Origin of the sequence: Streptomyces yokosukanensis (assembly GCF_001514035.1) — a bacterium.
Taxonomy (GTDB): domain Bacteria; phylum Actinomycetota; class Actinomycetes; order Streptomycetales; family Streptomycetaceae; genus Streptomyces; species Streptomyces yokosukanensis.
This window is the reverse complement of the sequence record NZ_KQ948206.1, coordinates 526,525-537,217: the sequence shown is the minus strand read 5'-3', so window position 1 is coordinate 537,217 and position 10,693 is coordinate 526,525. Positions and strand designations below refer to the sequence as shown.

The 10,693-nt window shown below is 73.8% G+C and carries 8 protein-coding genes; 3 read left to right on the top strand and 5 right to left on the bottom strand.

The features are described 5' to 3' along the window. The coding region (locus AQI95_RS02445) for an ATP-binding cassette domain-containing protein (RefSeq protein ID WP_159056446.1) at positions 1 to 321 on the bottom strand (321 nt) is incomplete at its 3' end. A 251-nt stretch (positions 322 to 572) separates the two neighbouring features. On the opposite strand from AQI95_RS02445, the gene AQI95_RS02440 reads away from it, so the two are divergent. Next, positions 573 to 2,639, top strand: a complete 2,067-nt coding sequence (locus AQI95_RS02440; protein ID WP_208614046.1) for an NAD(+) synthase — start codon at positions 573 to 575, stop codon at positions 2,637 to 2,639. Between the two features lie 75 nt (positions 2,640 to 2,714). On the opposite strand, the gene AQI95_RS02435 is transcribed toward AQI95_RS02440, so the two are convergent. Then, positions 2,715 to 3,458, bottom strand: a complete 744-nt coding sequence (locus AQI95_RS02435) for a TIGR03943 family putative permease subunit (protein WP_067116407.1) — start codon at positions 3,456 to 3,458, stop codon at positions 2,715 to 2,717. Beyond that, positions 3,455 to 4,474, bottom strand: coding sequence for a permease (locus AQI95_RS02430; protein ID WP_067116404.1), 1,020 nt, complete (start codon positions 4,472 to 4,474; stop codon positions 3,455 to 3,457). The genes AQI95_RS02435 and AQI95_RS02430 overlap by 4 nt, the downstream gene beginning before the upstream one ends. A gap of 154 nt (positions 4,475 to 4,628) precedes the next feature. Here AQI95_RS02430 and AQI95_RS02425 point away from each other — a divergent pair, with 154 nt between their 5' ends. Then, entirely contained in the window at positions 4,629 to 6,470 is a 1,842-nt protein-coding gene (locus AQI95_RS02425) for an NAD-binding protein (RefSeq protein ID WP_067116401.1), read from the top strand. Positions 6,471 to 6,513: 43 nt separating this feature from the next. On the opposite strand, the gene AQI95_RS02420 is transcribed toward AQI95_RS02425, so the two are convergent. After that, positions 6,514 to 8,337: a S9 family peptidase gene (locus tag AQI95_RS02420; protein ID WP_067116398.1), complete on the bottom strand. Its 1,824-nt coding sequence runs from the start codon at positions 8,335 to 8,337 to the stop codon at positions 6,514 to 6,516. Positions 8,338 to 8,553: 216 nt separating this feature from the next. Between AQI95_RS02420 and AQI95_RS02415 the strand changes: the two genes are divergently transcribed. Beyond that, a complete protein-coding gene (locus tag AQI95_RS02415; RefSeq protein ID WP_208614045.1) occupies positions 8,554 to 9,342 on the top strand; it encodes an SURF1 family protein in 789 nt (262 codons plus the stop codon). Between the two features lie 60 nt (positions 9,343 to 9,402). Here AQI95_RS02415 and AQI95_RS02410 read toward each other — a convergent pair whose 3' ends face one another. Then, the gene (locus tag AQI95_RS02410) at positions 9,403 to 10,572 is read right to left on the bottom strand and encodes a hypothetical protein (RefSeq protein WP_067116390.1); all 1,170 of its coding nucleotides are present in this window, start codon (positions 10,570 to 10,572) and stop codon (positions 9,403 to 9,405) included. Positions 10,573 to 10,693 lie beyond the last annotated feature (121 nt).

Sequence of the window (10,693 nt, the reverse complement as noted above, 5' to 3'; positions counted from 1 at the left end):
CGCCATCAGCAGCATGTTCTCCTCGCCGGTGATCAGCCCGTCCACGGCGGAGAACTGACCGGTGACGCCGATCGCGGCCCGCACCGCCTGGGCCTCGGCGGTGATGTCGTGCCCGGCGATCCGCGCCTGGCCGCCGTCGGCGGAGATCAGGGTCGACAGGATGTTGACCGCGGTGGTCTTGCCGGCGCCGTTCGGCCCGAGCAGGGAGAAGATCGTGCCCGCGGGCACATGGATGTCGATGCCGTCGAGGACGGTCTTGTCCCCGTAGGCCTTGCGCAGCCCGGTGGCCGCGATCGCGAGTGTCTGGTCCGTTGTCGTCATGCCGCAGAGCGTGCGGCCCGGCGGGTTCAGATCGGCTTCAACCGGGTTTCAGCCGGCCGCGCGGGACCGTGGACCGTTGAAACGCGCAGGTGGGCGGTGTGTCCGGGGGGCGATGGGCGGTGCCCGCGCACCGGGCGGCGGCCCGGCCTTTTAGGCTTCTTCCTGTAGGAGGGCCGTAGGAGAGCCGCTTCGGAGACGTCGCTTCGGCCGCGAAGTCCGCGAAACCCGAGGCGCGTGAGGTCCGTGGAGTCATGAGAGAGGTCCCGTTGAGCTTCTGGTCGATCTACCAGCACGGCTTCGCGCGCGTCGCCGCGTGTACGGGCCACACGGTCATCGCCGACCCGCCGGCCAACGCCGAGGCGGTACTGCGCCACGCGCGCCGCTGCGCCGAGGAGGGCGTCGCCGTCGCCGTGTTCCCGGAGCTGTGCCTGTCCGGGTACGCGATCGACGACCTGCTGCTGCAGGACGCCCTGCTCGACGACGTGGAGACGGCGCTCGCCACGATCGTGGCCGAGTCGGCGGACCTGCTGCCGGTGCTGGCCGTCGGCGCCCCGCTGCGCCACCGCGACCGGATCTTCAACTGCGCGGTGCTCGTGCACCGCGGCCGGATTCTCGGCGTCGTACCGAAGTCCTACCCGCCGAACTACCGGGAGTTCTACGAGCGCCGGCAGATCGCCGCGGGCGACGGCGAGCGCGGCGCGACGATCCGGCTCGGCGGCGCGGACGTACCGTTCGGCGTGGATCTGCTCTTCGCCGCAACGGATGTGCCCGGACTCGTGCTGCACGCCGAGATCTGCGAGGACATGTGGGTCCCGGTGCCGCCGAGCGCCGAGGCGGCGCTGGCCGGCGCGACCGTCCTCGTCAACCTCTCGGGCAGCCCGATCACGGTCGGCCGGGCCGAGGACCGCAAGCTGCTGTGCCGCTCGGCGTCCTCGCGCTGCCTCGCCGCGTACGTCTACGCGGCGGCCGGCCTCGGCGAGTCGACCACCGACCTGTCCTGGGACGGCCAGACCCTCATCTACGAGAACGGGGCGCTGCTGGCCGAGACCGAGCGGTTCCCGCTGGGCGAGCAGTACGCGGTGGCCGATGTCGACCTGGACCTGCTGCGGCAGGAGCGGCAGCGGATGGGCACGTTCGGCGAGAACCGCCGCACCCACGCCGTGCGCACCGAGGACTTCCGCACGGTGTCCTTCGCGCTCTCCCCGCCGGCCGCCGCCGATCTCGGTCTGCGCCGCCGCGTGGAGCGCTTCCCGTTCGTGCCCGCCGACGCCGAACGACTCGCCCTCGACTGCTACGAGGCCTACAACATCCAGGTGGCCGGACTGCAGCAGCGTCTCGCCGCGATCGGCGGCCCCAAGGTGGTCATCGGCGTCTCCGGCGGTCTGGACTCCACGCACGCGCTGATCGTCGCCGCCCGCGCGATGGACCGCGCCGGCCGGCCGCGCAGCGACATCCTGGCCTTCACCCTGCCCGGCTTCGCCACCAGCGACCACACCAAGGACAACGCGCACCGGCTGATGCGGGCCCTCGGCGTCACCGCGGCCGAGCTGGACATCACACCGACCGCGCGGCTGATGCTCAAGGAGATCGGCCACCCCTTCGCCGCCGGCGAGCCGGTGTACGACGTCACCTTCGAGAACGTCCAGGCCGGCCTGCGCACCGACTACCTGTTCCGGCTGGCCAACCAGCGCGGCGGCATCGTGCTCGGCACCGGCGACCTCTCCGAACTGGCGCTCGGCTGGTCGACGTACGGCGTCGGCGACCAGATGAGCCACTACAACGTCAACTCCGGCGTGCCCAAGACGCTCATCCAGCACCTCATCCGCTGGGTCATCGGCAGCGAGCAGTTCGGCGACGAGACCGGCAAGATCCTGGCCGCGATCCTGGACACCGAGATCAGCCCCGAGCTGGTGCCGGGCGAGGAGATGCAGTCCACCGAGTCGAAGATCGGCCCGTACGCGCTGCACGACTTCACCCTCTTCCACGTGCTGCGCCACGGCTTCCGCCCGTCGAAGATCGCCTTCCTCGCCTGGCACGCCTGGCACGACCGCGAGGCCGGCGCCTGGCCGCCCGGCTTCCCGGAGGCCGACCGGGGCGCCTACGACCTGGCCGAGATCCGGCGCTGGCTGGAGGTCTTCATCCGCCGCTTCTTCGCCTTCTCCCAGTTCAAGCGCTCAGCCATGCCGAACGGCCCGAAGGTCTCGGCGGGCGGCTCCCTCTCCCCGCGCGGCGACTGGCGCGCCCCGTCGGACGGCACGGCCCACGCATGGCTCAGAGACCTGAACCGCTTCGATCTGACGGAGGGGGCGGGGGGCTAGTGCCCCGACAGGGGCACTAGCCGCTCCGCGCGACGCCGTCCCGAGTGTTCGTGTGCGTGTCGTCGTCCGGCGGACTCAGTTGTTCCAGGTCTCGTCGTACGGGTCGGACGGCACCGGGACCGGTTTCGCCGAGGTCACCTTCAGATACGGAACGGGGCCGTTGTTGACCGGGTCGTGGGTCAGGCGCGGGGTGTAGCCGCCGGTCACCTCCAGCCAGGCGTCCGGCCGCAGCACCGGGGGCAGACTGCCGGTCAGCGCGATCTTGACCGGCTGGGCGTCCGCGGCACAGCAGTTGAGGGCCATGCGGACCAGGTACGGCGCGCCCGAGTGGTCCAGGGCGAGGAACCCGGTGACCCGGACCGTGCGGCCGTGCAGGGAGCGGCCGTGGCCGTAGGCGGCACGGGAGGCGTAGTCGACCACCGAGAGCGGGGCCGGATCGCCGCTGGGCAGCGGGCCGAGGGCGTACGGCTTCTGCAGGGCCGTACCGGAGCGCAGGGCGCTGTAGGAGCCGAGGGCGGGCGGGGCGATGAGGATGAGGGCGAGGAGGGGGAGCAGCAGCAGCCAGGAGATACGGGGCTCGGGGTGGCCGTGGGTGTCCCCCTCGTGGCCCTCGCTTCCCCCGGCCGCGGCCCGGCGGCGGCTCCGTCCGCGCTCGTACCAGACCGTCGCCAGCGCGGTCAGGATCAGGACCGCGCCGGAGGCCAGCAGCAGCGGCTGCAGGCCCGCCTTGACGTACCGCAGGTAGAGGTCGGTGCTGCCCGCGTGCAGCAGGGCGGCACCGAGCAGGAACATGACGGCGGCCTGGGCCTGGCGGTTCACAGCAGCACCGCCGAGGTGGCCACGGCGCCCGCGACGGCCAGGGCGAAGGTGGCGGGTGCGAAGCGCAGGGCGAAGCCGCGGCCGAAGGTGCCGGCCTGCATCGCGAAGAGCTTGAGGTCGATCATCGGGCCCACCACCAGGAACACCAGCTTGGCCGTCAGGGAGAACTGGGTGAGGGAGGCCGCGACGAACGCGTCCGCCTCCGAGCAGATGGACAGCAGCACGGCCAGGACGGCGAGCGCGAGCACGGAGAAGACGGGGTTCCCGGCCGCCGTGCGCAGCCAGTCCGCCGGAGTCGCCGCCTTCAGCGTGGCGGCGGCCATCGCGCCGAGCACCAGGAAGCCCCCGGCGTGCATGGTGTCGTGCCGTACCGAGTGCCAGAACGCCTCCCCCTTCGTCGCCCCCTCGTGCGCGCCGTGGGCCGGCAGGCGCAGCCAGTCGGTGCGGCCCAGCCGCTGCCACAGCCAGCCCATCGAGCACGCCACCAGCAGGCTCGCCAGAAAGCGGCCCAGCACCATCTCCGGATCGCGCGGGAAGGCGACGGCGGTGGCGGTCAGCACGATCGGGTTGATCGCGGGGGCGGAGAGCAGGAAGGCGAGGGCGGCGGCCGGGGTGACTCCCCGGCGCACCAGCGCGCCCGCCACCGGCACCGACGCGCACTCGCAGCCCGGCAGCACCGCGCCCGCGACCCCGGCGACCGGTACGGCGAGGGCGGGGCGGCGCGGAAGGGCGCGGGCGAAGAAGGACGGCGGCACGAACACCGCGATCGCCGCCGACAACAGCACGCCGAGCACCAGGAACGGCAGCGCCTGCACGGTCACCGCGACGAACACCGTCATCCAGCTCTGCATCAACGGGGTGCCGAGGAGCCCGCGGATCGGGGACTGGGCGAGCACCGCCAGCACCAGTGTCAGCGTCAGGACGAGCGGGGAGCTGAGCCGGCGGCCCTCCTGGCCGGACGGCGCGTCGGCGGGGCCGGTCTGCGCGCCGGGCGGTGCGTCTTCGGTGATGGCCACGTGCGGTTACCTCCGGCTGTCCTGGCTCCCTCCCCGTCAGTACGCGGGGCGGCGCACGGGTGTTCACCGCACGGCTGGAACCACCCGCGTCCTTGGGGCAGTCTTTTCCCTCGTGGTGAGCGTTCCGTATCAAGGGGGGCCCGGGGCCCCGTACATGGTGGTGTGCGGTGACGACGGGCTCGCGCACCGGCTGGCCGCCGAGTTGCGCGGAGTCTACGGCGAGCAGGTCACCCTCGTGGTACCGCCGAACGGGCGCACCGCGAGGCCTCCGGTGGTCGGACGGTCCCGGTCCGCCTCGGCGGCGCTGTTCGACCGGGTCGTGAACGCCGCCGTCGGCCGCACCGGTTCCGGCACCGGCTCGGGTTCCGGCGCCGGCTCCGCGTCCGGCTCGGCCGGGGCGGCCACGAGCACGGGCGGCGGCGCGAACGGCGGCAACGGCACGGCCGCCACCCCGGTGTTGGAGGCCGCCGAGATCACCGAGGCCGTGCTCGCCGAGGCCGGAGTGGAACGGGCCACCGCGCTCGCCCTCGTCTTCGACGACGACGAGACCAACATCCGGGCCGCGCTCACCGCCCGACGGCTCAACCCGCGGTTGCGGCTCGTCCTGCGGCTCTACAACCGCCGGCTGGGCCAGCACATCGAGGAACTCCTCGACCAGGCCGCCGCGTTGGCTGCCGGCAACGGCGAGGGCGGCACGGACGCGTCCACCACCGTGCTGTCCGACGCCGACACCGCCGCGCCCGCGCTGGCCGCCACCGCCGTCGCCGGCACGAGCAAGGTCGTCCAGACCGAGGGGCTGCTGCTGCGGGCCGTCGAACGGCGGGCGGCCGGCACCGGGTTGTGCACGCTCGCCCTGCTCTCCCCCACCGGTACGGACCCCGAGGGCGTCGGGGAGCAGGAGCCGCGGCTGCTGCCGGACGACGACGAGGTACGGGAGGCCGCCGGACGGCCCGCCGTCGTGCTGGAGCAGGTGTCGTCGGCGGGCGACAGGGAGTCGGCCGCGCCCGGCCGGGGCGGGGTGGTGCCGCTCGCCTCGCTGTTCTCGCGGCGGCTGCGGTGGTCGCTGGCGGGCAGCGTGGCCTGCGTGGTCGCCCTCGCGGTGGCGCTGTGGGTGGTCAGCCCCGGGATCCATCCGCTGCGCGCCTTCTACTACACCCTCCTCGACCTCTTCGCGATCGACAACCCCGCCATCGGGGCGCCGCTGGGCCGGCAGATCCTCCAACTCCTGTCCGGGCTCGTCGGGTTGCTGCTGCTTCCGGTGCTGCTGGCGGCCGTGCTGGAGGCGCTGGGCACCTTCCGCACCGCCTCCGCCCTGCGCAAGCCGCCGCGCGGCCTCGGCGGGCACGTGGTGCTGCTCGGGCTCGGGAAGATCGGCACCCGGGTGCTGACCCGGCTGCGCGAGCTGAACATCCCCGTGGTCTGCGTCGAGTCCGATCCGGAGGCGCGGGGCCTCGCGGTCGCGCGCCGGCTGCGGGTGCCGGTGGTGCTCGGCGACGTCACCCAGGAAGGGGTGCTGGAGTCCGCCAAGATCCACCGGGCGGACGCGCTGCTCGCGGTGACCAGCGCGGACACCACGAACCTGGAGGCCGTGCTGTACGCGCGGTCCGTACGGCCCGATCTGCGGGTGGTGCTGCGGCTGTACGACGACGACTTCGCCACCGCCGTGTACCGGACGCTGCGGGCGGCGTATCCGCAGGCGCTGACCCGGAGCCGGAGCGTCACGCATCTGGCCGCGCCCGCGTTCGCCGGGGCGATGCTCGGGCGGCAGGTGCTGGGCGCCATCGCGGTGGAGCGCAGGGTGCTGCTGTTCGCCGCGGTCGATGTCGCCGGGCATCCGCAGTTGGAGGGGCGGATGGTGCGGGACGCCTTCCGGGCCGGTTCCTGGCGGGTACTGGCGCTGGAGGGGCGTACCGACACGGCTCCCGAACATGTGCTGGAGAAGGGGGACCGCGTGGTCGTCGCCGCCACCCGCAGAGGCCTCGCGGAACTCCGCTGACCACCGGGGGGCTCGCCCCCGGCAGTCCGGTCCGCGACAGGCCCTAGATGCCTTGGATGCCCAAGTGCCTCTGCGCGAAGTCCATTTCCAGTCTCACCTGCTTGATGCGCTCGTCCACCACCAGGGAGCCGTGCCCGGCGTCGTAGCGGTAGACCTCGTGGGTCGCTCCTCTCGTCTCCAGGCGCTTGACGTAGTTGTCGATCTGGCGGATCGGGCAGCGCGGGTCGTTGACACCCGCCGAGATGTAGACCGGGGCCTTGACCTGGTCGACATAGGTCAGCGGGGACGACGCCTCGAAGCGCTCGGGGACCTCCTGCGGGGTGCCGCCCAGCAGGGTGCGGTCCATGGCCTTCAGGGCCTCCATCTCGTCGTGGTACGCGGTGACGTAGTCCGCGACGGGCACGACCGCGATGCCCACCGTCCACGCGTCGGGTTGGGTGCCGAGGCCGAGCAGGGTGAGATAGCCGCCCCAGGAGCCGCCGGTGAGGACCAGACGGGTGGGGTCGGCCAGGCCCGAGGACACCGCCCAGTCGCGGACCGCCGCCACGTCCTCCAGCTCGATCAGGCCGACCCGGTGCTTCAGGGCGTCGGTCCAGGCGCGGCCGTAGCCGGTGGAGCCGCGGTAGTTGACGCGGATCACCGCGTAGCCCTGGTCGACCCAGGCGGCCGGGCCCGCGGCGAAGGAGTCGCTGTCGTGCCAGGTCGGGCCGCCGTGCAGGTCGAAGACCGTCGGCAGGGGGCCGCTCGCGCCCGCCGGCTTCTGGATCAGGGCGTGGATACGGCCGCCGGGGCCCTGCACCCACGCGTCCTCCACCGGCACCGACGGCGGGCAGGCCATACCCGGAGGGTCCAGGACGACGCTGCCGTGCGTCGAACGCACCGCCGACGGCTCGGCGGCGGACGACCACAGATACTCCACGCTGCCGTCGGGGCGGGCCGTGGCGCCGGAGACCGTGCCCGGCGGGGTGGGGATGCGGGTCAGCTCGCGGGTCGCGAGGTCGAGGCGGAACAGCTCGCTGCGGGCCTCGAAGCCATGGGCGATGAGCAGGGCGGAGCCGTCCGGATACCACTCGGCGCTGACGTCACCGGGCAGGTCCACGGCGAGGTCGGTCTCCTCGCCCGTGGCCACGTCCCACACCAGGGGCTCCCAGCGGCCCCGGCGCTGGTGGCCGATGAGCAGCCGGGCGTCTCCGTCGACCGGTGCGAAGCCCAGCACCTCCAGGCCCAGCTCCTCGGTGCCGCCCTTGGTGTCGTCCAGCTCGGCGACCGGCGTGCCGTCCGGGCGGAGCACGCGCAGCGCCGCGTGCATGGCGTCGCCGTGCTCGGTGTGCTCGACCGCGATCAGGGAGCCGTCGTGCGAGAGGTCGCCGACGCCCGCCGACTCGCGGTGCCGGTAGATCTCGACCGGGGCCTCGCCCTCGCGTGCGAGGTGGATCGTCGTACCGTCCTCGTCCGTGGAGCGGCCGACGACCGCCGTGCGGCCGTCGCGGGCCAGGGCGAGTCCGGCCGGGTAGGAGGGGTCGAGGCCGGGGACGGCCGGCTCGTCCGCCCCTCCCCCGAAGGGCTGGCGGCGCCAGATGCCGAACTCGTCGCCGTCCTTGTCGTCGAACCACCAGATCGAGGTGCCGTCCGGGCAGAGCACGCCGTCCGTCGTGCCGTTCGGCCGGTCCGTCGCCTGGCGCTGCTCGCCCGTCGCACGGTCCCAGGCATACAGCTCGTACGTCCCCGTCGCGTTCGACACGAACAGGGAGCGGTCCGGCGCGTCCTCCGCCCAGTCGGGCAGCGACACCCGCGGCGCCCGGAAGCGCTTCTCCCAGTCCGGCACACCGGCCGCGTCCCGCGCGCCCGGCTCCTTGCTCTCATTCATCGCCCCAGTCATGCGCCCATACTGCCTGGCCGCGCCGACAATTGGGGGGCGCATGTGCGCGGCCTGTGGACAACTTCGCGATCGTGAGCGCGGCCGGCGCGCCGTGCCGGCCGCCCGGCATCCGCCTCCCCCCGATCCGGTCCCCGAAGGCGCACGAGGCCGGCAACGGCCGACCCGCGGGCGGGCGCCCGGAAGCGGCGCCGTACCGTGGACGGCGTGTACCGCTTTCTGCTGACACCCCGCTGGTGGGGCATCAACGTCTTCGTGCTGCTCGCCATCCCGTTCTGCATCTTCATGGGGTCGTGGCAGCTGAGCCGGTTCGAGGGGCGGGTCCAGGAGCACCGGTCCGCGACCAAGCAGGCCGCGTCCGACCAGCACGAGACGGCGCGGTCGCTGGACTCGATGCTGCCCGTCGACAAGGCCACCTCGGGCCGCAGGGTCACCGCGAGCGGGCACTACGGCAAGCAGCTGCTGGTGCCCGGTCGGCAGGTGGACGGCAGAAGCGGCTTCTACGTCCTCACCCTGCTGCGCACCGACTCCGGCAAGGCGCTGCCCGTGGTGCGGGGCTGGCTGCCGGGCAGGGTGGACGCGGCGAAGGCGCCCGCGGCGCCGGGCGGTGAGGTCACCGTCACCGGCGCGCTGCAGGCGTCCGAGACGCCCGGGGACAACGGGGTCAGCGCACAGGGCGGGCTGCCGGCCGGGCAGACGGCGGCGATCAGCTCGGCGTCGCTGGTGAACCTGGTGCCGTACCGGCTGTACGACGCCTGGATCACCCTCGACCGGGCCGACTCCGGGATGAAGGCCGTGCCCGCGGCGGCGCCGGACGGCACCGGGCTGGACCTGAAGGCGTTCCAGAACCTCGGCTACACCGGCGAGTGGTTCGTCTTCGCCGGCTTCGTGGTGTTCATGTGGTTCCGCCTGCTGCGGCGCGAGGCGGAGGCGGCCCGGGACGCCGAGCTGGGCCTGGTGCCGCAGGAGACACCGGAGCCGGTGACCAGCGGCTGACCGGCCGCATACGGCACTCCCGGCCGCCCGCGGGCGGCCGACGCCCCGAGGCCCCGGTCTCTACGACCCCGCCAGCACCCCGGTGTAGTAGACCGTCCCCGCGCACTCCCCCGGCACGGTCGCCGTGGCCGAGGGCGAGCCCCCCTGCGCGGTGTGGGTGATCTGCACGCTCCCGTCGGTCGTGGTGTCCTCGGTCACCAGCTGGGTGGTGGTGCCCGCCGAGCCCGAGCCGTCGGCCGAACCGCCGGCGGCACTCGCGTCCTGGGTGGGCGACGGATCCGGCGAGGCGCCGCCCGTGTCCGAGCCGCCGGTGGCGGGGTCGCCGCCGGTGGTGGGGCAGGCCTGCGACGGCACGAAGGCGAACTTCTCCTCGTAGGCCGAGCCCGGTTGCAGGACCAGCCCGGAGACCTCCTGCGAGGGGTCGGGCAGGCCGGTCGCCGCGTCCCCGGCCGCATGCCGCACAGCGCTGATCTTGGTCGGGTCGGCCGCGCCCAGCGCGGCCGGGGTGAGCGTGCCCGCGCCGGCGACGGTGCACGCGGCGGCGGAGACGTTGGCGACGTGGAACGTGCCGTAGACCACGCCCGCGGAGTCGGCGGCGTCGGCGGCTGCGGTGGCGGAGCCGAGCTGGGTCGGCGTACACAGCGGGACGTCGCCCGCGGCGAGGGTGGCGGACGGGTTGACGCCGCCGGTGGAGCCGGTGGTGCCGGTGCCGGGCTTGCCCTTCCCGCCCGGCTTGCCGGACTGCCTGCCGCCGGGCTGGACGCTCGTGCCCCCGGGGTCCTTCTTGGTGCCCGGGGCGGCGTCCTTGTCCTTGCCCTGCCCGGTGCCGCCCTGGGCCTGGGAGGACTGGCCGGCCATGGCGGTGTTGGGGTCGGTGCCGCCGGAGTCGGAGACATGGACGAGGGCCGGGATCGCGGTGCCGAAGAAGAGGGCCGCGGCGGCCATGCCGACGGCTGCCTGCCGCTTGCGGGCCCGGCGCGCGGGGACGGCCCGGCGCAGATGGTCCAGGGCTCCGGTGCGCGGCTCGATGTCGTCGACCGCGGAGTGCAGCAACCGGCGCAGGTTCGGCTCATCGGCGCCGAGCCCACCGAGATCCGGCCCGGCCCCCTCCGATCCGGGGCCGGAGCCGAGCGCGTCGAGGTCCGGTCCACGCCCGTCGGTGCCGGGATCGAGCCCGTCGGGGCCCAGGTCGAGGCCCTCGGGGCCCTTCTCGTCGGGGCCGTGGTTCACAGTTCCGTTCCCAGCGTGCGATTGCGTGTGCTCTTGCTCGTGCCGCTTCGTCGGCGCGTGCCAGGCGAAGGGCTCATGACGTTCGTGGGAGTGGCGTTCGTCGGAATCGCCTCCTTCGGCT